The sequence below is a fragment of the Natrinema hispanicum genome (assembly GCF_900111485.1).
In the GTDB taxonomy this organism is placed as follows: Archaea; Halobacteriota; Halobacteria; order Halobacteriales; family Natrialbaceae; genus Natrinema; species Natrinema hispanicum_A.
In genome coordinates this window covers 106123-129923 of sequence record NZ_FOIC01000002.1, presented here as the reverse complement: position 1 = coordinate 129923, position 23801 = coordinate 106123, and the positions used below count along the sequence as shown (strand labels likewise).

Annotated in this window: 29 protein-coding genes, 2 tRNA genes and 1 pseudogene; 18 read left to right on the top strand and 14 right to left on the bottom strand. The window is 62.9% G+C overall.

Features of this window, described 5'->3' with window-relative positions; translation table 11 throughout:
- Positions 1-56 precede the first annotated feature (56 nt).
- From BSG09_RS02465 to BSG09_RS02445, 5 genes and pseudogenes are all read right to left on the bottom strand, one after another.
- Positions 57-1418: an NAD(P)/FAD-dependent oxidoreductase gene (locus BSG09_RS02465; protein WP_092929740.1), complete on the bottom strand. Its 1362-nt coding sequence runs from the start codon at positions 1416-1418 to the stop codon at positions 57-59.
- Between the two features lie 161 nt (positions 1419-1579).
- Positions 1580-2239: an HAD family hydrolase gene (locus tag BSG09_RS02460; RefSeq protein ID WP_092929738.1), complete on the bottom strand. Its 660-nt coding sequence runs from the start codon at positions 2237-2239 to the stop codon at positions 1580-1582.
- A gap of 141 nt (positions 2240-2380) precedes the next feature.
- The gene (locus BSG09_RS02455) at positions 2381-3709 is read right to left on the bottom strand and encodes a cation:proton antiporter (protein WP_092929736.1); all 1329 of its coding nucleotides are present in this window, start codon (positions 3707-3709) and stop codon (positions 2381-2383) included.
- A gap of 34 nt (positions 3710-3743) precedes the next feature.
- Positions 3744-4238 (bottom strand): cation:proton antiporter regulatory subunit, encoded by a 495-nt coding sequence (locus BSG09_RS02450; protein WP_092929734.1) that lies wholly within the window; start codon positions 4236-4238, stop codon positions 3744-3746.
- Between the two features lie 85 nt (positions 4239-4323).
- A pseudogene (locus tag BSG09_RS02445) lies at positions 4324-4641 on the bottom strand (methylglyoxal synthase).
- Between the two features lie 55 nt (positions 4642-4696).
- On the opposite strand from BSG09_RS02445, the gene BSG09_RS02440 reads away from it, so the two are divergent.
- The 3 genes from BSG09_RS02440 (at position 4697) to pyrF (ending at position 7212) form a co-directional block, all read left to right on the top strand.
- Positions 4697-5788: an AI-2E family transporter gene (locus tag BSG09_RS02440; protein WP_092929732.1), complete on the top strand. Its 1092-nt coding sequence runs from the start codon at positions 4697-4699 to the stop codon at positions 5786-5788.
- A gap of 109 nt (positions 5789-5897) precedes the next feature.
- Entirely contained in the window at positions 5898-6317 is a 420-nt protein-coding gene (locus BSG09_RS02435; RefSeq protein ID WP_092929730.1) for a VOC family protein, read from the top strand.
- A 94-nt stretch (positions 6318-6411) separates the two neighbouring features.
- Complete coding sequence (gene pyrF, locus BSG09_RS02430; RefSeq protein WP_092929728.1) at positions 6412-7212, top strand: orotidine-5'-phosphate decarboxylase; 801 nt, start codon at positions 6412-6414, stop codon at positions 7210-7212.
- Between the two features lie 443 nt (positions 7213-7655).
- Here pyrF and BSG09_RS02425 read toward each other — a convergent pair whose 3' ends face one another.
- From BSG09_RS02425 to BSG09_RS20090, 3 genes are all read right to left on the bottom strand, one after another.
- On the bottom strand, positions 7656-7901 hold the full coding sequence (locus BSG09_RS02425; protein WP_092929726.1) for a type II toxin-antitoxin system HicA family toxin: 246 nt from the start codon (positions 7899-7901) through the stop codon (positions 7656-7658).
- 59 nt (positions 7902-7960) lie between these two features.
- Positions 7961-8182 carry a type II toxin-antitoxin system HicB family antitoxin gene (locus BSG09_RS02420; protein WP_092929724.1) on the bottom strand — a complete coding sequence of 74 codons (222 nt, stop codon included), beginning with the start codon at positions 8180-8182 and terminating at the stop codon, positions 7961-7963.
- Between the two features lie 72 nt (positions 8183-8254).
- Positions 8255-8431, bottom strand: a complete 177-nt coding sequence (locus BSG09_RS20090) for a zinc finger HIT domain-containing protein (protein ID WP_139246180.1) — start codon at positions 8429-8431, stop codon at positions 8255-8257.
- 142 nt (positions 8432-8573) lie between these two features.
- On the opposite strand from BSG09_RS20090, the gene BSG09_RS02415 reads away from it, so the two are divergent.
- The 5 genes from BSG09_RS02415 (at position 8574) to BSG09_RS02395 (ending at position 14155) form a co-directional block, all read left to right on the top strand.
- The gene (locus tag BSG09_RS02415; RefSeq protein WP_092929722.1) at positions 8574-10229 is read left to right on the top strand and encodes a GTPBP1 family GTP-binding protein; all 1656 of its coding nucleotides are present in this window, start codon (positions 8574-8576) and stop codon (positions 10227-10229) included.
- A 232-nt stretch (positions 10230-10461) separates the two neighbouring features.
- Positions 10462-11157, top strand: a complete 696-nt coding sequence (locus BSG09_RS02410) for a TMEM165/GDT1 family protein (RefSeq protein WP_092929720.1) — start codon at positions 10462-10464, stop codon at positions 11155-11157.
- Between the two features lie 65 nt (positions 11158-11222).
- A complete protein-coding gene (gene proC, locus BSG09_RS02405) occupies positions 11223-11999 on the top strand; it encodes a pyrroline-5-carboxylate reductase (RefSeq protein ID WP_092929718.1) in 777 nt (258 codons plus the stop codon).
- Complete coding sequence (proB, locus tag BSG09_RS02400) at positions 11992-12825, top strand: glutamate 5-kinase (protein WP_092929716.1); 834 nt, start codon at positions 11992-11994, stop codon at positions 12823-12825. Before proC ends, proB begins: the two co-directional genes overlap by 8 nt.
- Positions 12818-14155 (top strand): glutamate-5-semialdehyde dehydrogenase, encoded by a 1338-nt coding sequence (locus BSG09_RS02395; protein ID WP_092929714.1) that lies wholly within the window; start codon positions 12818-12820, stop codon positions 14153-14155. Before proB ends, BSG09_RS02395 begins: the two co-directional genes overlap by 8 nt.
- A gap of 110 nt (positions 14156-14265) precedes the next feature.
- Here the strand turns inward: BSG09_RS02395 and mch are convergent, their stop codons facing one another.
- From mch to BSG09_RS02375, 4 genes are all read right to left on the bottom strand, one after another.
- A complete protein-coding gene (mch, locus tag BSG09_RS02390) occupies positions 14266-15198 on the bottom strand; it encodes a methenyltetrahydromethanopterin cyclohydrolase (protein WP_092929712.1) in 933 nt (310 codons plus the stop codon).
- Between the two features lie 86 nt (positions 15199-15284).
- The gene (locus tag BSG09_RS02385; protein ID WP_092929710.1) at positions 15285-15494 is read right to left on the bottom strand and encodes a heavy-metal-associated domain-containing protein; all 210 of its coding nucleotides are present in this window, start codon (positions 15492-15494) and stop codon (positions 15285-15287) included.
- Between the two features lie 96 nt (positions 15495-15590).
- On the bottom strand, positions 15591-15905 hold the full coding sequence (locus tag BSG09_RS02380; RefSeq protein ID WP_092929708.1) for an MTH1187 family thiamine-binding protein: 315 nt from the start codon (positions 15903-15905) through the stop codon (positions 15591-15593).
- Positions 15906-16066: 161 nt separating this feature from the next.
- A complete protein-coding gene (locus BSG09_RS02375) occupies positions 16067-16420 on the bottom strand; it encodes a HalOD1 output domain-containing protein (RefSeq protein WP_092929706.1) in 354 nt (117 codons plus the stop codon).
- A gap of 249 nt (positions 16421-16669) precedes the next feature.
- On the opposite strand from BSG09_RS02375, the gene BSG09_RS02370 reads away from it, so the two are divergent.
- Complete coding sequence (locus BSG09_RS02370; RefSeq protein ID WP_092929704.1) at positions 16670-17080, top strand: DUF4112 domain-containing protein; 411 nt, start codon at positions 16670-16672, stop codon at positions 17078-17080.
- 167 nt (positions 17081-17247) lie between these two features.
- On the opposite strand, the gene BSG09_RS02365 is transcribed toward BSG09_RS02370, so the two are convergent.
- Both BSG09_RS02365 and BSG09_RS02360 read right to left on the bottom strand, forming a co-directional pair.
- Positions 17248-17318, bottom strand: a tRNA-Gly gene (locus BSG09_RS02365).
- Positions 17319-17743: 425 nt separating this feature from the next.
- Positions 17744-17814 (bottom strand) — tRNA-Gly (locus BSG09_RS02360).
- A 302-nt stretch (positions 17815-18116) separates the two neighbouring features.
- On the opposite strand from BSG09_RS02360, the gene BSG09_RS02355 reads away from it, so the two are divergent.
- From BSG09_RS02355 to rpmC, 9 genes are read left to right on the top strand one after another with little or no spacing between them, the layout of a single operon-like run.
- Positions 18117-18992: a putative RNA uridine N3 methyltransferase gene (locus tag BSG09_RS02355; protein ID WP_092929702.1), complete on the top strand. Its 876-nt coding sequence runs from the start codon at positions 18117-18119 to the stop codon at positions 18990-18992.
- Between the two features lie 4 nt (positions 18993-18996).
- Positions 18997-20016 (top strand): 50S ribosomal protein L3, encoded by a 1020-nt coding sequence (locus BSG09_RS02350; RefSeq protein WP_008011491.1) that lies wholly within the window; start codon positions 18997-18999, stop codon positions 20014-20016.
- Positions 20017-20019: 3 nt separating this feature from the next.
- Entirely contained in the window at positions 20020-20772 is a 753-nt protein-coding gene (gene rpl4p / locus BSG09_RS02345) for a 50S ribosomal protein L4 (protein ID WP_092929700.1), read from the top strand.
- Positions 20769-21023 carry a 50S ribosomal protein L23 gene (locus BSG09_RS02340; protein ID WP_092929698.1) on the top strand — a complete coding sequence of 85 codons (255 nt, stop codon included), beginning with the start codon at positions 20769-20771 and terminating at the stop codon, positions 21021-21023. Before rpl4p ends, BSG09_RS02340 begins: the two co-directional genes overlap by 4 nt.
- Positions 21024-21025: 2 nt before the next feature.
- Positions 21026-21748: a 50S ribosomal protein L2 gene (locus BSG09_RS02335; protein ID WP_092929696.1), complete on the top strand. Its 723-nt coding sequence runs from the start codon at positions 21026-21028 to the stop codon at positions 21746-21748.
- Positions 21745-22167, top strand: a complete 423-nt coding sequence (locus BSG09_RS02330; RefSeq protein WP_092929694.1) for a 30S ribosomal protein S19 — start codon at positions 21745-21747, stop codon at positions 22165-22167. The genes BSG09_RS02335 and BSG09_RS02330 overlap by 4 nt, the downstream gene beginning before the upstream one ends.
- A gap of 7 nt (positions 22168-22174) precedes the next feature.
- The gene (locus BSG09_RS02325) at positions 22175-22654 is read left to right on the top strand and encodes a 50S ribosomal protein L22 (protein ID WP_092929692.1); all 480 of its coding nucleotides are present in this window, start codon (positions 22175-22177) and stop codon (positions 22652-22654) included.
- Positions 22654-23586 carry a 30S ribosomal protein S3 gene (locus BSG09_RS02320; protein ID WP_092929690.1) on the top strand — a complete coding sequence of 311 codons (933 nt, stop codon included), beginning with the start codon at positions 22654-22656 and terminating at the stop codon, positions 23584-23586. The genes BSG09_RS02325 and BSG09_RS02320 overlap by 1 nt, the downstream gene beginning before the upstream one ends.
- Complete coding sequence (gene rpmC, locus BSG09_RS02315) at positions 23586-23801, top strand: 50S ribosomal protein L29 (RefSeq protein WP_092929688.1); 216 nt, start codon at positions 23586-23588, stop codon at positions 23799-23801. The genes BSG09_RS02320 and rpmC overlap by 1 nt, the downstream gene beginning before the upstream one ends.

The following is a 23801-nucleotide window of genomic DNA, read 5'->3' as shown; positions in this document are numbered from 1 at the left end:
TTCAAATTATACTCCAAAAACATATTGTTCCGTCACTACTCTCGCTGACCCGCGTCTCACGCGAGCCGTCGACTCGGTTGAAGCACACGCCACACGACGCCGGGATGGAGTAACGTCGTTGGTGGTCGCTCGAGCATCATGACGCGTAGGAAGGCGTCTCGTAGTGCGCCATCCGTGTGGGCCTTGCGGTTCAACCGGGCGATGTAGCGACTCATGAGGCCGGTGCCGCGAGGTTTGGGACCGGTGGTTTGTGGGAACCGGTGGTCCGACCCGACCGCCATCGTCCAAGCGACGTCTATGATCTCCGAACTTCGCGCAAAGAAGCGTGGGGCAAGACCCTCGAGTCCGCCGGTCGCAAGCACCTGGTGGAGGACGAGTGCCTCGAGTGCGGCGACCGACATGCCCTGTCCGTACAACGGATTGAAGCTGGCAATCCCATCGCCGATAACGACCAGTCCATCCGGAAATCGGTCGAGGGTTTCGTAGCGGTGTCGCAGGTTAGATGGAAAGGGGTAGTGTGCGATGTCGTTGGAGACACGCGGGTACGCTTCGAGTAGCCGTTCGATGTCGGGGATGGGAAGGCTCGCAACGAACTCTCCAAATCCGTCCGGATCCGTTGGTGGGTGATCACCGTGTACGCCAGCGACCGTCACCAGCCACCGATCCCCCTCAACGGGAAGAACACCGGCAGCGCGGGGATGTGATGGGGAAAGTGTCATGACGAACGAGCGGTGGTCGGCTGCTGGGCGCTGAAGAACGAGCGTACTGTAGGCTAGATCGATGTGCACCTCGTCGAGAGGTGGCGGCGTGTACCCGTGGCTTTCTAACCAAGCTGGTGTCCGGCTCGTCCGGCCGGTGGCATCGATCACCAGCGTTGCGTCACATTCTTCGACCGCTGCCGCTTCGTTCGTGAATACGACCCCTTCAACGGTCGTCGCCGCCTCGTCGATGAGGTAGTCCCGAAACTGACACCGTGATCGCAACTCGACGCCGTCACAGTCAGCAACGCGGTGCCGCACCAGCTGTTCGTAAAGCGGCCGCGTCGCGGCGTAGTGTGGCAGGTGGTGTGGACCATCCGCAAGGAAGTCTCCCTCAGCATAGAAGTTGACGTCACATGCGCCATCGATTTCCAGACCGCCGGCCGAGAGCAAGTCTCTTCGGTAGCCCGGGAACAGGTCCTCCAGCGTGGCTTTCCCTGCCTCGAGCATGACGTGGACGTGACGTCCTTGGGGAACGCCGCGACGGTCGGCGGGTTCGTCGGGGAGAGAATCGCGCTCGATAATCGTGACTTCGTCGAACGCATCGGCAACGGCTCGAGCGGCGAGCAGTCCGGCCATGCCGGCCCCGAGTACCACTGCGTGCTCACCACGTATGGATGTCCGTTCGCTGTTGTACTGTGGGACGGTTGCTAACGTCATACCAGCCTCGCTCCCCTATGAACAGCTTCGTTTAAGACATCAATAGTTGTTACCACACTCCATACAGCTGATGAGACGGGAGAACGAGCTTTATGAAGCATGACCGGCCATCACAGCACGACATAAGCGCGTAGAACGAGGTCGATCCGACGACTTACATCTCACTCGAGCCCGACAAGGACCTCCGGAACCCCCGTCGCGACGTTCGCCTGTTCGACGTGTGCGACGGCTCGCGGATCGGGATCAGGGCCGTCCTTGAGCAACACCTGTACCACGGCCAGCCCGGCCTCGGTCGCGCCTCGAACGTCGGCGTCGACCTCGTCGCCGACGTAGACCGCCTCGGCGGGCGCAACGCGCAGTTCGTCAGTGATCGCCTCGAACGCACGGGGATCGGGTTTTCCGGCCTCGAGCTCGCCAGTGACGACGGCGGCGTCGAAGGCCTCCTCCCAGCCTAGCGTCTCGAGCTTGTCTCGCTGGGCGCGAACGGGGCCGTTCGTGAGCAGGCCGACCTGATACTCGCCGCGTAAGTCCGCGAGCATGGCTTCGACACCGGGCAGGGGCTCGAGGGCGTCGGCGATCGTCTCGCGATACGCTGTCGCGACGGCGGCCGGATCGGCGTCGCTGTCGGTATTCTCGAGGAGGTCGGCGAAAATGGGTTCGCGCGTCTCGGTGGTGAGGTTTCGCCGGTGGGCTGCGAGATACGCCTCACGCGACAGCGACGGCGCACCGGTGATGGTCGTCGCCTCCTCAAGGATGGTCGCCCGATCCCGCTGGGGAACGGCGAGCGTGTAATCGAGATCGAAGACGACCGCCTGTGGCATAGGCGTGATAGCGGGCTCGAGCCGGTTGAAACTTTCCGTTTTGGGAGTTCAGTGTCAGTCATACGGTCTGCTGTCCCGATGGCCCGGCGCACCCGCATGACGGGTCGCGGGTGCGCCGGCACTGACTTCCAGTAGTCCGTCTCAATCGTTCGCCCGATCAGTGTAGCCACGTCCCCGCTCGAGGAGCGAGACGGCGATGGGTTCGAGCCGGCTCGAGTGCTGCATAAGCGACGTCCCGAGGACGCTCATGACGAGGACGTAGCCGACGGTGACGGCATAGATCGTTTCCGCCGTCTCGGTTGGTAGCCCGCTGCCGGCACCGGTGAGCGCGAGACTCGCGATGATCAGCGAGAACTCGCCGCGCGTGGCCATGCCGAGCCCGACGCGCAGCGACCGGCGGTCGTCGAGGTCGTAGATCCGCCCGCCGAGGTAGCCGCTGACGAGCTTCGTCGGCGTCGTCACGATCACGGCGGCGACGATGATCGCGACGACCGAGAGCGTAAACAGCCCCGGATCAGTGACGAGTCCGATCCAGAAGAAAAAGATCGCCGCGAAGGCGTCCCGAAGCGGCTCGAGCAGTTGCTCTAAGTCGTGGACGTGATCAGTCCCGGAGAATGCCATGCCGACGAAGAAGGCAGCGACGGCCTCGCTGACGCCCAGCGCGAGCGCGATGCCGGCGACGAGAATCGTCACGCCAAGCGCTCGAACGACGACGAACTCGTTGGTGTCAGCATCGAGAAAGCGCTGGAAGAAGTCGGTCCCGTATGTGACCAGCGCAAGCAGTGCGAGGATAACGCCGATCGCGATCGCGATCTGGCCCGCAGCTGCCCCGAGATCGCCGCTGCCGAGGACGAGTGCGGAGACGATCGCTAGGTAGACGGCGATAAACAGGTCCTCATAGACCAGCGTCCCCAGCATTGGTTCCGACTCGGCGTTGGCGATCCAGCCTAGATCGATGAGCGACTTCGTGATGATCGCGCTCGAGGAGATGTAGACGACGCCGGCGGTCAGCACGGCCGCGAGGACGTCGCTGAAGACGAGGTAGCCAAACAGCAGTCCGATCCCGAAGTTGAGAGCGAGGTCTATCGTGCCCGCCTTGCCGATCCGATCCTTGCTCGCGAGTAGCCGATCCAGATTGAACTCCAGTCCCAAAAAGAACAACAGGAGGACGATCCCGATCTCTGCGCCGACGACGACGAAGTCGGTATCGCCGAGTGCGAGCCCGCCGAGTGCCGCCAGAAGGTCGACGCCACCGACTGTCACCTCGGGGATGACGAGCGAGACCCCGCCGACGGAAACCTCGCTGCCGGCGAGGTCGGGGAGTTTGCCGAGGACGTTCGAGCCCAGTATCATCCCGGTGACGATGTACAGCGGGATGACGGACTGATTGAGTCGATTCGCGACGACACCGGCGAGTGCAACCGCGGCAAAGAGCACACCCACGTCGACGAGTGCCGTCTCAGTTGCCACTAGGGGTCACCTCCGACGAGCACATCGGTTTCGATCACTCCTCGAGTTTGTCGCCGAGCAGCGCTTCGAACCGGTTACAGTCCTCGCGGTCGCCGATGACGACTACCGTATCGTCGATCTCGAGGACCGTCTCCGGCGTCGGCGGTGAGATCAGTTCATCGCCACGCTGGATGGCGACGATCGAGACACCCGTTCGATCACGGATGTTCGATTCGGCGAGGCTCTGGCCGGCGATTTCAGCTGACGCCGTGACGGTGTACCACTCGAGGTAGGTCTCGTCGGAGAGCATCGTCTCGACCGCATCGGCCTGGACTGGCTGGAAGTATGCCCCCTCTAGAATCGTGCCGATCTTCCGGGCGAGCCGATCCGAGACCTCGAACAGTTTGTCGCCGTCGGCGTCCGCGTCCGGTTTCAGGTAGACCTCCCGTTTCCCTGTGTTATGTGTCACGATGACGAGCCGTTCGCTGCCGTCGAGTTCGACCTCGAATTTCTTCCCGACGCCGGGGAGGTCGCTCTCGTAGATGGTCATACCACAAAGAGCGGAGCGTGTGGCCATAAATGGCATGACCCAGTCACCGGGTTACTCGTGGCCGGAAACAAGATGGCCACCGCCATTACTCAGCGAGCCCTTCGGTGAGGAACGTCGCGGAGGCGAGGTTCGTCGCCAGCGCCGAGATATCCGGCTCGTGGGGTTGCGCCCGCAGCGGGTCGCAGAGAAAGACGACCCCATCGAGGTTCCCTGCTACGACCTCGGTACTGATCATCAGTCCCCGCCGTGCGGGCCGGACTCCATGCGCTCGATTTCGAGGGGTTTCCTCGAGCAGCCGTTTCCCCGTCGTTCCTGCCGCGGTCAACTGGTACGTTCGGAGCTGTGACTCGTGGGTCTGTGCGAACTCGATGAGGTCCGGCTTCTTTCGATCGTGGACGCGCACACCGCATTGATACTCAAGACGGGCATTTTTGCCACCAAATCCCGTGAAACTGCGCATGGGTGTTTTGCGCGGCCGTGACGGTACGCGGCTCGTCTGGATCGGACTTGGGCTAGTCATCGCGGCGCTGATCGGGCTCGCCCTCTTTCGCTATGTCGGGACGCTGCTCTTTGCGATTTTCGTCTATTACGCGACGCGACCTCTCTACCGCTGGCTCGATCGCTATCTCGAGCATCCGAACGTGACCGCGACGGTCACGATACTGTTCGTCGTCATCCCGATGGTTGCCGTCATCGGCTATGCAGGCGTCGTCGCGCTCGGGGAACTCGATCGACTGCTTGCCACGAGCACCCTCGAGACGTATCGGTCGGTCTTCCAGCCGTACCTGCGATTGGCCCGGGAGGGAAATATCGGCCGCCTGCGAGCGGTGCTCGGGGCCGGAATGGGTGGGTCGGTCGCGGGGACGCTGGCGCAGGGCTTGCCGAACGCCCTCACTCGCCTCTCGTCGATCGCCGGCTTCGTCTTCTCGGTCCTCGCGCGCTTCTTCCTCATGCTCACGTTTCTCTTTTATCTCCTGCGTGACGATCAGAAACTCCGGCGCTGGTTCTACGACAGTGTCGACCACGACGAACGGATCGTCGAGTACACGACCGCTGTCGATGGCGACCTCGAGACGGTGTTCGTCAGCAATCTTGCGGTGATCGCGGTCGCGGCCGGCGTCGCCACCGCCACGTACGTCGGTCTCAACGTCCTCGCCTCGAGCGGGTCCGTCGTCGCAACGCCGGTATTGCTCTCGTTGCTCATCGGGATCGGGACGCTGATCCCGGCGGTCGGAATGAAGATCGTCTACGTTCCGTACGGACTGCTCTTGTTGGGGCTTACCGTGACGACGGCGACGCCACTGTGGCATCCGATTGTCTTCTTCGCCGTCACGTTCGTCGTCGTCGATACCATTCCCGACTTCTTCGCCCGGTCATTTCTGTCCGCACGAAGTGGCGTCCACATGGGGCTAGTTCTTCTGGGCTACTTTCTCGGGACGCTCGCGTTCGGCTGGTACGGCCTGTTTCTCGGCCCGATCGTCGTCGTCCTCGCGGTCCACTTCGCCGACGAAATCTTCCCCGACCTCGTGGACGACCTACTCGTGGGCTAATCGCGCCCCGTCCACGATCGGCCGTTCGTCGTCGCTCGAGCCACGGTGAGCACACCCCGACATCGCGCAGACGAACGTTTTTCGTCGGTGCAGCGTCGATCCACGACGGATGACCGAACTCAGCGCACACCACGTCGGTATCACCGTCACCGATCTCGAGGAGACGCTCGCGTTCTACCGGGACGTACTCGACCTCCCGGTTGCAAATCGGTTCAGCGTCGGTGGCGAAGCGTTTTCCGACGCTGTCGGAGTCGAGGGTGCAAGCGCCGACTTCGCCCATCTCGAGGCCGACGGCGTTCGGATCGAACTCGTCGAATACGACCCCGAGGGGGCGGACGTGTCGGCGTCGGATCTCAACCAACCGGGGGCGACACACATTGGCCTCTCGGTCGACGACCTCGAGTCGTTCGCCGCGTCACTTCCCGACGACGTGCCGACGATCAGCGGGCCACAGACCACCGAAAGCGGCACCACGCTCATGTTTTTGCGCGATCCAGAGGGGAACCTGATCGAAATCCTCGAGGCGTAAACCGGCGACTACACTGCCCGTTTCGAGTCGACCGGCAGTCTCCGGGTGACCCGCAGATAGCAACCTTTTCGACCGTCCCGACGCCAGTTCCGGCATGAACTTCTTCGACCGCTTGCACGACCGCATCCGAACGGTCGACAGCGTCGTCTCCGTCGGTCTCGATCCCGACCCGTCGCGCATTCCTGACCACCTCCAGGAACACGACCTCCCTCGCTGGGCGTTCAACCGACGTATCATCGACGCGACCCACGAACACGCCGCCGTCTACAAGCCGAACGCGGCCTTCTACGAGGATCCCGACGGCTGGCGCGCACTCGAGGAGACCATCGCCTACGCCCACGGCAAGGACGTGCCCGTCCTGCTGGACGCCAAGCGAGCCGACATCGGGAACACGACCCGACAGTACGCCCAGATGCTCGAGACAGTCGATGCGATCACCGTCAATCCCTACATGGGCCGGGACTCGCTGCAGCCGTTTCTCGCCGATGAGGAGTCGGGCGTTTTCATCCTCTGTCGGACGTCGAACCCCGGCGGAGCCGACCTGCAAGATCTGACGCTCGAGTCGGGCGAACCGCTCTACGAGCGCGTCGCCGCGCTCGCCGACCTCTGGAACGAAAACGACAACGTCGGACTCGTCGTGGGTGCGACGAAACCGGACGAACTCGCGGAACTCCGCAAGCAGGTTCCCGACCTCCCCTTCCTCGTACCCGGCATCGGGGCACAGGGCGGCGACGCCGAGGCGGCCGTCGAGTACGGGCTGGCAGACGGCGTCGGCCTCGTCAACTCTTCGCGCGGGATTATCTTCGCGGGCGAAGACGAAGGTGAGGACTTCGCCAGTGCCAGCGGTCAGGCCGCAAAGCGACTCAAAAAGCGGCTCAACCAGTATCGAGCGTAAAACCTCGCTCGTTTCACTCGATTCCTAGAATTGCAACTCTTCGGTGTGGGCATTTAGAATTCCGCTATCTAACTAGAACATTAGGGAGTCATAGAACGGCACTCACACCGACTATACGGGCCTCCTAATTCGATACGTACAAGGGGTGGTGTTACCGCTGGGACCGCGAGCGAACGGAGCGAGCGAGCGGGCCGACGATCGACCCGTAGGGGAAGGAGGAGTGCTTTTCATCAACACTAAGCGGGAACTTCGCTCCCGCGAGGTCCGAGAGAGCTTTTCTCTCTCTCGAGATTTTGCCGAGCGACCTCGCGTTAGCGAGGGAGCGCAGAGCAAAAGGTTGGGGTTCCTACTTGTTGGCCAATTCACCATCGAAGTGCGTGTAATCAACACCATAGGAAGAGTTCTATGACACCCTCAGAACACGTCTAAACTAGACGAGTCGATCAAATCATCTCATCCATCTCGTCGAGAAAAGCCTGAAAGTCCTCTGCTCCGGCCTGTGTTGCGATGCTCCGGAGTGTTCCAGTCGCGAGTTCATCATGCAGCGGAACGACAACGGAGCGCGTCTCACCGGTATCTGGATTGACGTATTGCAGTTTGACGTGACTCCCAGTCTGATCAACGCGGCGGAATCCCCAGTTTCCGAGGGCCTGTATGATCTCTCGACCGGAATACGTTCCGCGTGTCACTATGCCAGCATACTCATGGTTGCGGTAAAAAGGCACCCTTTACGCGCGGGAAGAGATCATTAAAACCAGGGTGCCGTTGACGGGTCAGCCGTGTTTTCGTCGCGTTCGGGAACCGGCCGCTCGTGAAGTGAAAGTGCCTCGGCGAGGTTTTCCAGTGCTGCTACTTTCGTCTCACCTTGGCTGGCAATCCCACTTGATTCGTCAGTCGCGACGTACCACTGTCCCTCCTTGGTAACAGTAATGGTCTCGTCGGTCAAATCTCCGCGGGATTGCACGCCCATATATACCCACAGGACGACCAGCGTGAAATGTTTTCCGACAGCATAACGGACGCGGTTCGCCGCTGTTTATACTTAAAGCCGGTTGATGTCCACGTCGTCGTGCTGTCCCGGCCGGGCCTGTGCAGCGCAGTCGGCACACAGCCCCAGCTCGTCGTCGTAGTGGATCTCGCAGACGAGCGTCCCGCAGTTGGGACACCGGTGCTGAGCGGGGCGCGATTCGCAGATTTGACAGAGGCCGCTGACGCTCATACTCCGAGAAACGCACTCGAGGTGCTTGAAACCGGGCCCGGCACGGGCGACCGACAGTCGGTCTCCAGTTTGGTAGCTCCACTGTGTCATATAGTGCCAATCTACGGGAAGCCTTTTGCCATGTGGCCAACTACCAGGGGGTATGAGCCGTGACCGGGCTCTCCTCGAGCGAGCCCTGGACCGTGGCGAACAGGACGGTGGCAACGTCGAATTCAAGGAACGACTGTCACGAGACGTCCACCTCGAGGGTGGACGACGGGAGAGTCTGGCTGCGCAACTGCGACACCGTTTGCTCTCGGGCGACGGTGAGGCGACCTACGTGGTCGGCGTCACCGACGACGGCGGCCTCGCTGGCATCGATCCTGACACCTTCTCCGAGACGATGGACGTCCTCTCATTGCTGGCCGAAGAGGCCGACGCACACATCGAAGACGTCCAGACGTGGGGGATCAATGGCGTTTCGGACTCGCTCGAGTCCGACACAGATCGGCCATCGAAGACGGCCGAGCGTGGCCTGGTCGGTGTCGCGCAGGTACGAGAGGGCGGCGTTCTCGAGACGGACGATGAACACGTCGTCGTCGGGACGGCAGGTCACGTCGACCACGGGAAGAGTACGCTCGTGGGCTCGCTCGTGACGGGCAAAGCCGACGACGGCGACGGGGCGACGCGGGCGTTCCTCGACGTTCAGCCCCACGAGGTCGAACGTGGCCTCTCGGCTGATCTGTCCTATGCGGTCTACGGCTTCGACGACGAGGGGCCGGTCCGGGTGCGGAACCCGAATCGCAAGGCAGATCGCGCCGAAGTCGTTCAGGAGGCCGATCGACTCGTCTCCTTTGTCGACACCGTCGGCCACGAGCCGTGGCTCCGAACGACGATTCGCGGGCTTGTCGGCCAGAAACTCGACTACGGCCTGCTGGTCGTCGCCGCCGACGATGGCCCGACGCGGACGACGCGTGAACACCTTGGCGTGTTGCTCGCAACCGAGCTTCCGACGATCGTCGCGATCACGAAAATAGACGCCGTCGACGACGACCGCGTCGCGGAGGTCGAACGCGAGGTCGAGCGACTCCTCCGTGACGTCGATAAGTCGCCGCTGCGGGTCAGCCGCCATGGCGTCGACGCCGCCGTCGAGGAAATCAACGACCGCGTCGTCCCCATCGTCGAGACCAGCGCGATCACGATGGACGGCCTCGAGACGCTCGACGAACTGTTCGACCGGCTCCCCAAGACATCCCAGGACACCGGCGAGTTCCGGATGTACGTCGACCGCAGCTACTCGGTGACCGGCGTCGGTGCGGTCGCCTCGGGCACCATAATGGCCGGTGAGGTCGAAGCCGGCGACGAACTCCTGATCGGTCCCATGCCTGACGGCCGCTTCCAAGAGGTTGAGGTCCGCTCGATCGAGATGCACTACCACCGGGTCGATCAGGCACAGGCGGGTCGGATCGTCGGCATCGCGCTAAAAGGGATCAAAGAAAGCGCCATCGAGCGCGGCATGGTCCTGTTGCCTCGAGATGCCGACCCCGATCCGGTCCGAGAGTTCGAAGCCGAAGTGATGGTGCTCAACCATCCCACCCGCATCGGCGAGGGCTACGAACCGGTGGTCCACCTCGAGACGATCGGCGAGGCTGCCGTCTTCCACCCGGAGAACGGCCGCCTCCTGCCTGGTGATACGGGCACGACCACTGTCAAGTTCAAGTTCCGCCCCTATCTCGTCGAGGAGGGTCAGAAGTTCGTCTTCCGCGAGGGTCGCAGCAAGGGCGTCGGGACGGTCACCGATGTCTCTCCGATGGAGTGACTGCCAAGAGCGGCGGTCACCGGCGGCCCGCATGACCGCGTCGATCACCCGTCCGGATTTGCTCCGTAAACCGTATACATTAGACGGGGCTAAACAACGACATGGCTGGCGGCATCACCACTACTGTCGGCTGGCTGTCACCGACGCTGTTCGATGAGCTGTCCACTCGAACAGTTGTTGGGCTAGTTGTCCGACAGTATGAACGACCGCGCGCTCTCACCGCGCTCGAGCCATGACCGGCTGGCTCGAGATCCTCGTCGTCGCGTTCGTCCTCCAGTTGTCGGTGCTGCCTGGCGAGAAGGTGCAGTTCATTATCGCTGGCCTCTCGACACAGTACGACCCACGGATCGTCGTCGCTGCTGCAGGGAGCGCCTTTGCCGGGTGGACGGCCCTCGAGATCCTCTTCGGTGCGGCGATCAGGGGCGTACTGCCGCCGATCTACCTCGATGCGATCACGGCAGGGCTGTTCCTGCTCTTTGCGGTGTTGCTCATCAGGTCGGCACCCGAGACGAGCGCTCAGTCAGTCGCGACCAACGGCGGGACGGTGATGGGCGACGTACTGGACATCTCGCTTTTCGGGTACGATATCCCGCCGTATCTCCGCGGGTTCGTCCCGATCTTCGCGCTGATGGCCGTCGGGGAGTTCGGTGACAAGACCCAACTCGTCACGATCGGACTCGCAGTCAAGTATGGAGCCAATCCCGCGATCTGGGCCGGTGAAATGCTCGCGATCATCCCCGTGAGTGCAGTCAACGCGTATTTCTTCCACCGGTTCTCGCATCGTTTCGATGCTCGACTGGCCCACTTCGCCGGCGCGGCGCTGTTTCTCTTCTTCGGGCTCGATACGGTGTTGCAGATCCTGACTGGGTTCTCGATCTGGGAGACGATCGTCGACGGGATCGCGACCGTGATTCTCGGTCTCGTCTAACCCGCGCCGCCGGCAGAACGAAACCAAAGTTGGTATGTCCGCCTCGGTTCCTGGGCTAGGATAAGATGGTACAGACGAGCGTTATCGGTTGTGGTAACATGGGGAGCGCCCTGATCACGGGCCTCCATCGGTCGGGAAATCACACGGTGACCGCGTGTGACCTCGATCCCGACGCACTCGAGGCGGTCGCCGACTACGTCGACCACACGACGACGGATGTCGCCGAGGCGGCCGAAGCCGACGTGGTCGTCGTCGCAGTGAAACCGGACATCGTCGGCGCGGTTCTGGACGATCTCGAGCTCTCGCCCGAGCAGACGCTAGTCTCTATTGCTGCGGGTGTCTCCACCGACTACGTCAGCGCGCGAACCGACGCGAACGTCGTCCGGATCATGCCGAACCTCGCGGCCGAAACCGGAAATATGGCTGCGGCCGTCACCGGCGACGACGTTCCCGACGAGGTCCGAACGCTGCTCGACGATGTCGGCGAGTTCGCCGAGGTCGACGAGAGTCTGATGGACATCGCGACCGCCGTCAACGGAAGCGGCCCCGCCTTCGTCTTCTATCTCGTTCAGGCGATGAAAGAGGCGGGCATCGAGGGTGGTCTCGAGCCTGACGACGCCGAGACGCTGGCCGCCCAGACGTTCAAGGGCGCTGCCGAGACGATCCTCCGGTCGGACGAGGATCTCGATGACCTGATCGACGCCGTCTGCTCGCCCAACGGGACGACCATCGAAGGGATGGAGGTCCTCTGGGATAGCACCGCCAACGAAGCCGTTGCCGAGGCGGTGAACGCAGCCGAAGAACGCTCTGCGGAACTCGCAGCGGAGTTTAGCGATGAGTAGCGAACTCGAGGAAGCGGCTATTGACGAGACACGACAGCTCGCAGCCGACGCCGACCGTGTGATCGTCAAGGCCGGGACGAACTCCCTGACCGACGACGAATCGAATCTCGACGACGAGAAACTCGACAAACTCGTTGACGACCTCGAAGACCTCCTCTCGCGTGACAAGGAGGTTATCCTCGTCTCGTCGGGCTCGATCGGGGCCGGAACGGGTCGGATCGAACAGTCAAGCGGGACCGTCGAGGAGTCCCAGGCGCTGTCGACCGTCGGCCAGAGCCTTCTCATGCACCGCTACACCGAGAGCTTCGCGCGGTACGACCGGAAGGTCGCGCAGTTGCTCCTGACCCAGCACGACCTCGAGAACCCGGAGCGGTTTACAAACCTCCGGAACACGATCGAGACGCTGCTCGATTGGGGCGTTGTCCCGATCATCAACGAGAACGACGCGGTCGCGACCGAGGAGATCCGTATCGGCGACAACGACATGCTCTCGTCGGCCGCGGCGATCGGCGTCGACGCCGATCTGCTCGTGACGCTGACTGACGTCGGCGGCGTCTACACCGGGAATCCGAAAGAAGACGACGACGCCGAGCGCATCGAGGCCGTCGGAACCAACTACGACCAGGTGCAGGATATCATCTCCGAGACCACCTCTGAGGGGTTCGGCGGCATTCAGACCAAAGTCGAGGGCGCACGCGACGTCAGCGAACACGGCAACCCGGCGGTCATCGCGAAGTCCACCGAACCCGACGTCCTCGAGAAGATCGCTACTGCCAAACCCGTGGGAACCATATTCATCCCCATCAACGGTGTGAGCGATGACTGAGACCGATATCGAACGCGACGTCGAGGAGGCACAGACCGCGGCTCTAGAGCTTGCGAAACGCTCCGACGAGGACCGCAGCGCGGCACTCCACGCGATCGCCGACGCGCTCGAGGCCCGAACCGAGGAGATCCTTGCGGAAAACGAGAAAGACGTCGAAGAAGGCGAGCGGTTGCTCGAGGACGGCGAGTACACACAAGCGCTCGTCGACCGGCTCAAACTCTCCGAATCGAAGATCGAGGACATCGCCGAGATGGTCCGCAGCGTCGCCGGCCAGGACGACCCGCTTGGCAAGACGCTGTCGGCCCGCGAACTCGCCGACGATCTCGAACTCTACAAGATCGCCGTGCCGATCGGCGTCGTGGGGACCGTCTTCGAGTCCCGGCCCGACGCGCTCGTCCAGATCGCCGCGCTCGGCCTGAAATCCGGCAACGCCGTGATCCTGAAAGGCGGCAGCGAGGCGCTACACTCCAACCGAATCCTCTTCGAGATCATCGAAGAGGCCGCCGCTGAAGCGGGCATCCCCGACGGCTGGGCCCAGCACATCGAGGCCCGCGAGGACGTCACCGCCTTGCTCGAGATGGACGACGCGATCGACCTGCTGATGCCCCGGGGCAGCTCCAAGTTCGTCAGCTACATCCAAGACAACACGAGCATCCCTGTGCTCGGCCACACAGAAGGGATCTGCCACGTCTACGTTGACGACGAGGCCGACCTGTCGATGGCCGAGAACATCGCCTACGACGCCAAAGTCCAGTATCCGGCGGTCTGTAACGCCGTCGAGACGCTGCTGGTTCACGAAGACGTCGCCGACGAGTTCCTCCCCGCGATCGCCGACCGCTACGAGACCGCTGGCGTCGAGATTCGCGGCGACGAGGCTACCCGCGAGCTCATCGACGCGGAGGCGGCGACTGACGACGACTGGGACACCGAGTACGGCGACCTGATCATCTCGATCAAAGTCGTCGACTCGCTTACGGCCGCGATCGATCACATCACGGTCCACAGCTCGAAACACACCGAGTCGATCGTGACCGACGACGCCGACCGCGCGAGCACATTCATGCGCGGCCTCGACTCCGCAAGCGTCTTCCACAACGCCTCGACCCGCTTTGCCGATGGCTACCGCTACGGGCTCGGTGCCGAAGTCGGCATCAGCACGGGCAAGATCCACGCCCGCGGCCCCGTCGGCCTCGAGGGACTGACGACCTACAAGTACCACCTCGAGGGCGACGGCCAGCTCGTGGCCACCTACGCCGGCGAGGACGCGAAACCGTTCACCCACAAGGAGTTCGACGGCGAGTGGACGCCCGGCCAGCTCTCTGACGAGTAGAATTCCCATTTTCGTCTCGCTTCTTCTCCGTCTCTCTTCTCCGTCTCGGGATTTCGCGCCCACGCGGGCGCGAAATCACCATATATATTCTATACGCGACCTCGAGCCGCTCAGAGATCGAAAGAGTCGACGAGCAGGTCTTCGTCCGTCTCGCCGTAGACGTACGTCGGCCCGCCGAGCACGTCGATCGTCACCGTCGCGGGTGCGAAGAGACCCGACGGGACCTCCGCGAACTCCCAGTCGAGGTCGTCGAAGACGTCGCCGAACGGGCGGCCGTGGTCCTCGGCGGCGGTCGACGGTACCGAATCGAAGATATCAGCGTCCTCTCGGACGGTGAGGTGGGCACGCCCACCGTAGGCGATCGCATCGTTCGTTCGCGCGATGGCCGTCCGTTCGTCGCTCGCGACGGGTGCAACCGGGGCGCGACCAGTTGCCGAGACGATGTCGAGTGGATCGTATCCCAGCTCGGCGAGCCGGAAGGTGGCGAGTTCGGCAGTGCGGGCGGCGTTCGTGATGCTGCCGACGAGGCTGGCGGTTCGGTACGCGAGCAAGAAGACGCTACTCGTTTCGACCTCGGCGAGGTCGGCGACCTGCTCGGCCGCGGCCTCGGTCGGCTCGAGTTCGGTTTCGACCGCCAGCGCCGTCAGATCGAACGCATCGGTGTAGCCGACGCGGCGGAACTCCTCTTCTTCGGCCACAAGCGCCCGCGCGGGACCACTGCCAAGCCCTTCGAAGTCCTCCGTGGTCAGCTCCCAGCCGGCCTTCTGGGAACACAACAGCGAGAGTGCGGGCTGGTCGGTCGACAGTTCCACGTAAGGGATCGAAGCGTCGCCGAGTTCGCCCAATTCGTAGCTCGGCGTCGCCATCCCCGCCGTCTGAATCTCGGTCAGTAACAGCCCGGCTTCGATCCCGCCGTCGAACTCGAGGCCGAAGTCGAGTACCGTCGCGTCGTTTGCGAGGTCGTAGCCGCCGATATTCAGCTCCTCGGCGTAGTCGAGGGCCTCGTCGACCAGCTCGATCGCCATCCGATTGAGACTTTCCATGCGACGGGCTTCAGCCTCCGTGGTAAAACCGTTTGTCAGTCCGGACTGCTGGCGGCATACCCGATGCGGTGTCGTGTCGCAGCTCGCTACTCGTCGACACTGTATCCCGCATTCTCGACCGTCTTCGCCAGCGCCATCGCCTCGACCGTCGACGCGTCGTGCTCGACTCGTATTTCGTCGAGTTCGGGGTCCGTGCGGGCGGACACGACTCCTTCGAGAGACTCGAGCGCGGGCGTCACGGTTCGTTCGTTGTCGGCACTGGACAGATCCCTGACTGTGAGCGTCGTCTGTTCCATATCTGACCCAGTCGCTCTGCTGGGTTGCGTGTTGAGCCGTCTGTTCCAAGCACCCGCCGGTGTGCGTTGGCCGGTGTGCGGTGTTCAGTCAGAAGGTCACTCTTTACGGCTCCGGGCTGGCCGACCGAGCTGGTCTTCGACGACCGTGACCTTCTCCGCAGCGTCGATATCACGTGTCCGCTTATCGTCGATCTTTAGGACTGTGCTCACGCGGTCGGCGTCGACCGCGTCATGGGCCGCCTGTGCGGCCGCAAAGAGCTCGTCCGTCGTCTCGGCTTCGATCACCGTCCCCATCGGGTTCGTCTCGTAGCTGACGTCGTAGTCCTCGAGTGCGTCGACCGCCTTCGCGACTTCACCAGCCATACTGTCTTCGATTACCGGTGCAACGCTCAGGAGCGCAACTACCGTCATACGACCGAGCAACGATCGATAGCTCCCTAAATCCGTGCAATCCGGCGGTTTTCTCTGAGGGTGGGCTGGCCGGGAGCGCGCACCGAGCGGCCGCGGTGCTAACAAGATGGACGGTTTCGAAAAACGATCAGCGCGGTTGCGTATGGATACCCGACCCGCGGTCAGGCTCTCGTCGGCGTTCGAGGCGTCCCCGTCGGTGGATAGATGATCACGTCACCGTTCGCGTAGACGTACACCTCGTGTTCGAGCGCGGTGAACGCGACGTGGCCACCCGTCCGTTCGGTGCCGTCCGATTTCGTGGCGAAGATGCGCTCGAGTGCGTCCGGGTCGACGCTATCGTACAGGGAGAACTCTCCCTGCGAGACGTCGGTGTCCGCGATCGACGCCAGCGCGTGGACGATCGTCGTGGTGATCGTCGCCGTCCCGTCGGTGTCGTGGTGGAAGACGTAGCGGTCATTGGGCTGATCGTACTGGAGGTCGGTCGTGCCGTCCGCAGGTGAGAAGTCCGTCTGCATTGCTAGATCTGATCGTTCAATCGTGCACTGTTGAGTACCCTCTCATAGTATAAAAGTCACTCGCAGCCGTTAACAGTACGCAAACGTGATATACACTCCTGTCTGAATGCTGTGCGTGAGGGCTACGTGGTGTCTCTCGAGCGCGCCCGCACGCTGACGCAACGCTACTCGCCATCGACGACCGCGACGGCTATCGCCGCTTGCCACGGCCACCCCTGACTTTATCGACAGACAGACCCAATCGAGGGTATGGCATCCGACACAGCAGCCGCCCTCAGCACGGACCTCGAGACACTCGAGGACGATCTCCCCGCCACAGTCGACGATGGAGCGATCGATCGCATGCGCTTCGTCGCGCACACACTCGACGAGGGGATTCGGATCCCTGGAACGGACGCTCGAGTCGGCCTCGATCCGATCGTCGGTATCCTCCCGGGAGCTGGCGACACCGCGGCCGCGGTCGTCTCGCTGTATCTCGTCGTCGAAGCCGCTCGTATGGGGGTCTCTCGATCGACGCTGCTTCGCATGCTTGCGAACGTCGGCGTCGACGCCGTTGCCGGCTCCGTCCCCGTTCTCGGTGTGCTCTTTGACTCGTTCTGGAAGGCTAACGCGTGGAACCTCGAATTGGCGCTCGAGGACCTCGCTGCGGAACACAACTAGCCGGAACGCCGCTTGGACGCCAGCCACGCTCTCGAGTATTCGTCGATGAGACACACGGCTCAGCGGGGGTTTGAACCACGTCCAGACGTGCTCGGTTCACTGTGCGCGTCTGGCCTCATTCAAATCAAGATCGATTCTGTCGCTCACGAATTTGTTCGCGATAGAAGTGCGCTGGCTGGGATTTGAACCCAGGTTGTGACCATGGCAAGGTCACGTGATACCACTACACTACCAGCGCCCTCGACTGGCCTCGGTCAGCCAGGTTATCTCGAGTGCAAGTAGACAAATGTGCCATACCTATTTATAACTGACGAACATCGAAACAGAACGTTCGCCAACAAATCAATCAAGTACATGGGGGATTCGGTTGCCGGTGGTTCGAGGTTACTGAGTGACAATTATTTTGTCACGCGCCCGCGACCCGACCGACATGATCGTTTGAAGAAGTTCGTTCAGAGACGTACGCTGGCTAGGATTTGAACTACGCCTGAGAACCTGTTCGTGGTTCGAGAGAGCTTCGCTCTCTCGTCATCACGAAACGGCGGAGCCGTTTCGAACGACTTTGCTCGCAGAACCACAGTCTAATTCAAATCCAGACCGACTTCTTCGAATACGGATACTCGCGTTGATACACAACGCTCGTGGATGTGATGTTCGGAAAAATGCGCTGGCTGGGATTTGAACCCAGGTTGTGACCATGGCAAGGTCACGTGATACCACTACACTACCAGCGCCCTGCTGCACTCATACCTACTGCCGGATGGATGTATAAGGGTTGCGAATCGCACGCCCTTCGCCATGGTTCGGCATGCCGATTTTCGACCGCGAGGCAGCGACATTCTATCAGAAGTCAGCAATGTAATCCGCATTCGACAGTAGTTGTCTGTGACCAGTTACCGAACGTGAGTGTGTTCCCGTTCGGCACGAATTCGCGGGTGTGAGCGGTTGTCAGCCGGAATCGAATCCGCTATCCTTTTAAGACCCTCTCCGCAATACATCGCTACAGTCTAGTGACGCGGCGCCGAAGCGTCTCGGCATGACCATCAGCGTACTCGTGCCGTCGTCGCTCACCCGGGAAGCCGAGGACAAACGCGAGGCAACTCGCAAACTCGGATACGTCGCCCGCGCGGCGACGATCTTCCGGGCCGATCGTCTCATCGTCTATCCCGATCGGGATGGCGAAACGGGTCGATTCGACGGCGGGTTCGTCGCTACCGTCTTACGGTACGCCGCAACGCCCCCATACCTCCGCAACGAGGTCTGGGGGATGCGGGACGAACTGGAGTACGCGGGGGTCTTGCCGCCGCTCCGCGCGGTGTCACAGACCGGCTCCGAATCGAACGGTTCGGGGTCGTCAAGACAAGGGATCGTGACCGAGGTCGGACCTGAAGGGCGCGTCCGGGTCAATTGCGGACTGCAACACCCGATCTCCCTCAACACGCCTCCTGACATGGAGGCCGAGGAGGGAGAGCGCGTAACCGTCAGGATCTCTTCGCGACGACCGGTCCGGGCGAAGCTCGTCGACGAGCCCCTTCCGGGGCTTTCGATCGAGCGGACGGACCTTTCGGCAGCACTCGGCCGTGAGGACGCTGGCGTCTGTATCGCCGCCTCCCGATTCGGTGAAGAACTCACCGTCGGGCGGCTCGAGACGCTGGCCGGCCGTGTCGAGGACGACGGGATGACCGTCGCCTTTGGCGCGCCCGAACGAGGGTTGCCGGATATCCTCGGAATCGAGGCATCCGCTGTCGGGGCTGTCCAGGAGACAGCCACGGACGTGGATGACGGAGTCGAACCCACTGCCGATCCGGGGTTCGACCTCTGGCTAAACACGGTTCCGAACCAGGGAAGCGAGGTCGTGCGAACGGAGGAGGCTCTGTTCGCCACCCTCGCTCCCCTCTCACTCAGAGAGTGATTGCATGCCACAAGCAAATAGACCACGCAAAGGCTCACTCGGGTTCGGCCCACGAAAGCGTGCGACCAGCGAGGTCCCACGGTTCAATTCGTGGCCGGACGACGACGGACAGCCGACGCTTCAGGGGTTCGCGGGCTACAAGGCCGGCATGACCCACGTCGTCATGGTCGACGATAAATCGAATTCGCCGACCGAAGGGATGGAACAGACCGTCCCTGTGACGATCGTGGAGACGCCGCCGATGCGCGCCGTGTCCCTGCGAGCGTACGAAGACACGCCGTACGGTATGAAGCCACTGACCGAGGTCTGGACCGACGAGTTCGTTCCCGAACTCGATCGCGTGCTGGACCTTCCCGGTGACGATTACGACGCCGACGCTGCCACGGACGAGCTCCGTGGCCTCCACGAGGAGGGCCGCGTCGACGACGTTCGCGTCATCACCCACACGGTACCGTCGGAGGTTCCCTCGGTACCGAAGAAGAAACCGGACGTGATGGAAACGCGCGTCGGCGGCGGCTCCGTCGACGAACGCGTCGACTTCGCCCTCGAGCTGCTCGAGGACGGCGGCGAACACGTCATGAACGATGTGTTCCGCGCCGGCGAGTACGTCGACGCAAGCGGCGTCACGAAAGGGAAAGGGACCCAGGGTCCCGTCAAGCGATGGGGCGTCCAGAAACGCAAGGGCAAACACGCCCGGCAGGGCTGGCGTCGCCGCATCGGCAACCTCGGCCCCTGGAACCCATCTCGCGTTCGCTCGACGGTCCCCCAGCAGGGCCAGACCGGTTACCACCAGCGGACGGAACTGAACAAGCGCCTCGTCGACATCGGCGACGGTGCCGACGCGACGGTCGACGGCGGCTTCGTCAACTACGGCGAAGTCGACGGACCGCACGCGCTGATCAAGGGCTCGCTGCCCGGGCCACAGAAGCGCCTCGTGCGCTTCCGCCCGGCGATCCGACCCGGAGACCAGCCGCGCCTCGATCCCGAGGTGCGCTATGTCTCCACCGCATCCAACCAGGGATAACACATGGACGCAACAGTACGAGACCTGGACGGCTCCGAGGCGGGCACGGTCGAGCTCCCGGCGGTCTTCGAGACCACGTACCGCCCGGACTTGATCGGCCGCGCCGTGCGTGCCGCACAGGCCAACCGAAAACAGGACTACGGTGCCGACGAGTTCGCCGGCCTCCGAACGCCGGCCGAATCGTTCGGTAGCGGCCGGGGCATGGCCCACGTCCCACGACAGGAGGGTCGCGGTCGACGCGTTCCCCAGACCATCAAGGGACGGAAGGCCCACCCGCCGAAAGCCGAGAAGGACTGGACTGAATCGATCAACAAGAAAGAGAAGAAACTGGCCGTTCGCAGCGCCATCGCTGCGACGACCGACGCCGAACTCGTCGCCGAACGTGGCCACGAGTTCGACGACGACGCCGAGATCCCGGTTGTCGTCTCTGACGAGTTCGAGGACCTCCACAAGACGCAAGAGGTCGTCGAGTTCCTCGAGGCCGCCGGCCTCGCAGACGACATCGAACGCGCCGACGAGGGTCGCAGCGTCCGCTCCGGTCAGGGGAAAGCCCGTGGCCGCAAGTACAAGACGCCGACGTCGATCCTCTTTGTCACCTCGAGCGAGACCGGCCCGTCCCGTGCAGCCCGCAACCTCGCGGGTGCCGACGTGACGACCGCCGCCGAGGTCAACGCGGAGGATCTCGCGCCCGGCGCACAGCCCGGACGGCTCACCGTCTGGACCGAGAGCGCACTCGAGGAGGTGGCTGACCGATGAGTTCGATCATCGAACACCCGCTCGTGACCGAGAAGGCGATGGACGATATGGACTTCGAGAACAAGCTCCAGTTCATCGTCAACCCGGACGCGACCAAGCCTGAGATTCAGGACGAGGTCGAAGAGCGCTTCGAGATTTCGGTCGAGAACGTGAACACGCAGCTTACGATGAACGGCAAGAAGAAAGCGGTCGTCCGCCTCTCCGAGGACGACGACGCACAGGAAGTCGCTTCGCGAATCGGGGTGTTCTGAGCATGGGACGACGCATTCAAGGACAACGACGCGGTCGCGGGACCTCCACGTTCCGTGCCCCGTCGCACCGGTACAAGGCGAAGCTCGACCACAAGAAAGAGGAAGACGACGACGTTGTGCGCGGGACGGTCGTGGACATCGAACACGACCCGGCCCGATCCGCACCGGTTGCTGCCGTCGAATTCGACGACGGCGATCAGCGACTGATCCTCGCACCAGAGGGTATCACCGTCGGCGAGGAGTTGCAGGTCGGCGTTTCCGCAGAGATCAAGCCCGGCAACACGCTCCCGCTCGCGGAGATCCCCGAAGGGGTGCCGGTCTGTAACGTCGAAGCGAACCCCGGTGACGGCGGTCGATTCGCCCGCGCTTCGGGGACCAACGCAGACCTCATCACTCACGACCGCAACGCTGCGGTCGTCCAACTTCCAAGCGGCGAGGTCAAGCGCCTCGACCCGCAGTGCCGTGCTACCATCGGCGTTGTCGCCGGTGGCGGTCGCACGGAGAAGCCGATGGTCAAGGCAGGGAACAAGTACCACAAGATGAAGGCCCGGGGCACCAAGTGGCCTCGCGTCCGTGGTGTGGCGATGAACGCCGTCGACCACCCGTTCGGTGGCGGTGGCCGCCAGCACCCCGGCAAACCCAAGTCCGTCTCGCGGGACGCCCCGCCGGGACGGAAGGTCGGTGACATCTCGTCCCGACGCACCGGTCGAGGTGGCAACAAATGAGTCAGGAGTACCGAACCGGCCGTGAAGGTGAGTTCACCTACCGCGGCTACACGGTCGAGGAGCTGCAGGACATGGAGCTCGACGAGGTCGTGGAACTGCTGCCCGCACGACAGCGGCGAAGTATCGAACGCGGTCTCTCCGTCGAGAAGCAGAAGCTGCTCGAGGAGGCCCGCAATGCGGACGAGGAAGAGACGGCGAACGCGCCGATCCGAACGCACCTGCGGGATATGCCGATCCTGCCGGAGTTCGTTGATCTGACCTTCGAGGTCTACAACGGACAGTCGTTCGAGCGCGTCCGCGTCGAGCCCGAAATGATCGGCCACTACCTCGGCGAGTTCCGGCTCACCCGGAACTCGGTCGAGCACGGTCAGGCCGGTATCGGCGCGACCCGATCGTCGAAGTTCGTCCCACTGAAGTGATCCACGCATGGGAATCAACTACTCAGTCGACGCCGATCCCGACACGACGGCGAAAGCCATGCTTCGGGAGCGGCAGATGAGCCACAAGCACAGCAAGGAGGTCGCCCGCGAGATCAAAGGCCGCACCGTCGCGGACGCGCAGGCGTACCTTCAGGACGTCATCGACGAAGTCCAGTCGGTTCCGTTCAAGTCCCACAACGCCGGCGCGGGGCACCGCTCCGACGTCGACGGCTGGGACGCTGGCAAGTACCCGGAGAAGGTCTCCGGGGAGTTCCTCGACCTGCTCGAGAACGTCGAAGCCAACGCGGACAGTCAGGGCTTCGACGGCGCGTCCATGGAGATCGCCCACGTCGCTGCCCACAAGGTCGGCGAGTCCGTGGGCCGCAAGCCCCGCGCGATGGGGCGAGCGTCCTCCTGGAACACGCCGCAGGTCGACGTCGAGATCATCGTCGAAGAAGTCGACGAGGACGAAGCAGGTGATAGCTAATGGCTGACGAACACCAATTCATCGAGAACGGCCTCCAGCGGTCTCAGATCGACGAGTTCTTCCAGGAAGAACTCGGCCGCGCAGGCTACGGTGGTATGGACGTCGCCAAGACGCCGATGGGAACCCAGATCGTCCTCAAGGCCGAAAAGCCCGGGATGGTCATCGGCAAAGGCGGCGAGAACATCCGGAAGGTCACGACGGCCCTCGAAGAGCGATTCAACCTCGAGGACCCTCAGATCGACGTCCAGGAGGTCGAAGAACCCGACCTGAACGCACGGATCGTCGCCGACCGACTGGCTAACGCCCTCGAGCGTGGCTGGTACTTCCGGAAGGCCGGTCACACGACGATCGACCGGATCATGGAAGCCGGCGCACTCGGCGCGGAGATCGTCCTCTCTGGGAAGGTCACCGGTGCGCGATCGCGCGTTGAGAAGTTCAACCGCGGCTACATCAAGCACAACGGCGAACCCGCCGAAGAGGTCGTCGACCACGGCCAGGGCGTTGCGGTGATGAAACTCGGCACCATCGGTGTCGACGTCAAGATCATCCCGCCAGGAGCCGAGCTCCCCGACGACTTCCAGATCAACGAGGATCTCGATCCCGAAGAGCTCGTCCCCGATGCCGTCGAGGCCAACGAGGCCGAAGGCGTCGAGGAGCTCCTCGAGGGCGAACCCGAGGAAGCCGAGGCCGCCGAAGCTGGTGCCGAGGCTGCAGCTGAGGAGGCTGCCGAGACCGTCGACGAAGACGTCGTCGAAGAGGTCATCGAAGAGGAAGTCGAGGCCGACGAGGAGTTCGAAGAGGTCGAAGTCCCCGGCGGCGACGAAGACGTCGAAGAAGAGCTCGACGAGCTCGAGGAAGACGTCGAAGCGGAAGCCGAAGAGCTTGTCGAGGAAATGGAAGCGGACGACGACGACGAGGGAGGTGACGCCTGATGGCGATCCTCCACGTCGAAGAGATCCGTGACATGACGCCCGCCGAACGGGCAGAAGAGCTCGACGAACTTGAGACGGAACTGCTGAACCAGAAGTCCGTCCTCGCAGCCGGTGGTGCCCCGGAGAACCCGGGCCGCATCGGCGAACTAAGCCGCACCATCGCGCGGATCAAGACGATCCAGCGCGAGGAAGGCGACCTCGAGGACGAAGCATAA

What these genes read in the sequence shown, in the direction of transcription:
- BSG09_RS02435 (WP_092929730.1), top strand. Translation starts at nt 5,898, where the DNA reads ATGACCGAACTCAGCGCACACCACGTCGGTATCACCGTCACCGATCTC.
- pyrF (WP_092929728.1), top strand. Translation starts at nt 6,412, where the DNA reads ATGAACTTCTTCGACCGCTTGCACGACCGCATCCGAACGGTCGACAGC.
- BSG09_RS02320 (WP_092929690.1), top strand. Translation starts at nt 22,654, where the DNA reads ATGGCTGACGAACACCAATTCATCGAGAACGGCCTCCAGCGGTCTCAG.
- BSG09_RS02385 (WP_092929710.1), bottom strand. Translation starts at nt 15,494, where the DNA reads ATGGAACAGACGACGCTCACAGTCAGGGATCTGTCCAGTGCCGACAAC.
- rpl4p (WP_092929700.1), top strand. Translation starts at nt 20,020, where the DNA reads ATGGACGCAACAGTACGAGACCTGGACGGCTCCGAGGCGGGCACGGTC.
- BSG09_RS02355 (WP_092929702.1), top strand. Translation starts at nt 18,117, where the DNA reads ATGACCATCAGCGTACTCGTGCCGTCGTCGCTCACCCGGGAAGCCGAG.
- mch (WP_092929712.1), bottom strand. Translation starts at nt 15,198, where the DNA reads ATGGAAAGTCTCAATCGGATGGCGATCGAGCTGGTCGACGAGGCCCTC.
- BSG09_RS02465 (WP_092929740.1), bottom strand. Translation starts at nt 1,418, where the DNA reads ATGACGTTAGCAACCGTCCCACAGTACAACAGCGAACGGACATCCATA.
- BSG09_RS02440 (WP_092929732.1), top strand. Translation starts at nt 4,697, where the DNA reads ATGGGTGTTTTGCGCGGCCGTGACGGTACGCGGCTCGTCTGGATCGGA.
- BSG09_RS02410 (WP_092929720.1), top strand. Translation starts at nt 10,462, where the DNA reads ATGACCGGCTGGCTCGAGATCCTCGTCGTCGCGTTCGTCCTCCAGTTG.
- BSG09_RS02370 (WP_092929704.1), top strand. Translation starts at nt 16,670, where the DNA reads ATGGCATCCGACACAGCAGCCGCCCTCAGCACGGACCTCGAGACACTC.
- BSG09_RS02335 (WP_092929696.1), top strand. Translation starts at nt 21,026, where the DNA reads ATGGGACGACGCATTCAAGGACAACGACGCGGTCGCGGGACCTCCACG.
- BSG09_RS02415 (WP_092929722.1), top strand. Translation starts at nt 8,574, where the DNA reads ATGAGCCGTGACCGGGCTCTCCTCGAGCGAGCCCTGGACCGTGGCGAA.
- BSG09_RS02420 (WP_092929724.1), bottom strand. Translation starts at nt 8,182, where the DNA reads ATGGGCGTGCAATCCCGCGGAGATTTGACCGACGAGACCATTACTGTT.
- BSG09_RS02460 (WP_092929738.1), bottom strand. Translation starts at nt 2,239, where the DNA reads ATGCCACAGGCGGTCGTCTTCGATCTCGATTACACGCTCGCCGTTCCC.
- BSG09_RS02375 (WP_092929706.1), bottom strand. Translation starts at nt 16,420, where the DNA reads ATGCAGACGGACTTCTCACCTGCGGACGGCACGACCGACCTCCAGTAC.
- BSG09_RS02325 (WP_092929692.1), top strand. Translation starts at nt 22,175, where the DNA reads ATGGGAATCAACTACTCAGTCGACGCCGATCCCGACACGACGGCGAAA.
- BSG09_RS20090 (WP_139246180.1), bottom strand. Translation starts at nt 8,431, where the DNA reads ATGAGCGTCAGCGGCCTCTGTCAAATCTGCGAATCGCGCCCCGCTCAG.
- rpmC (WP_092929688.1), top strand. Translation starts at nt 23,586, where the DNA reads ATGGCGATCCTCCACGTCGAAGAGATCCGTGACATGACGCCCGCCGAA.
- BSG09_RS02350 (WP_008011491.1), top strand. Translation starts at nt 18,997, where the DNA reads ATGCCACAAGCAAATAGACCACGCAAAGGCTCACTCGGGTTCGGCCCA.
- BSG09_RS02450 (WP_092929734.1), bottom strand. Translation starts at nt 4,238, where the DNA reads ATGACCATCTACGAGAGCGACCTCCCCGGCGTCGGGAAGAAATTCGAG.
- BSG09_RS02395 (WP_092929714.1), top strand. Translation starts at nt 12,818, where the DNA reads ATGACTGAGACCGATATCGAACGCGACGTCGAGGAGGCACAGACCGCG.
- BSG09_RS02380 (WP_092929708.1), bottom strand. Translation starts at nt 15,905, where the DNA reads ATGACGGTAGTTGCGCTCCTGAGCGTTGCACCGGTAATCGAAGACAGT.
- proC (WP_092929718.1), top strand. Translation starts at nt 11,223, where the DNA reads ATGGTACAGACGAGCGTTATCGGTTGTGGTAACATGGGGAGCGCCCTG.
- proB (WP_092929716.1), top strand. Translation starts at nt 11,992, where the DNA reads ATGAGTAGCGAACTCGAGGAAGCGGCTATTGACGAGACACGACAGCTC.
- BSG09_RS02340 (WP_092929698.1), top strand. Translation starts at nt 20,769, where the DNA reads ATGAGTTCGATCATCGAACACCCGCTCGTGACCGAGAAGGCGATGGAC.
- BSG09_RS02330 (WP_092929694.1), top strand. Translation starts at nt 21,745, where the DNA reads ATGAGTCAGGAGTACCGAACCGGCCGTGAAGGTGAGTTCACCTACCGC.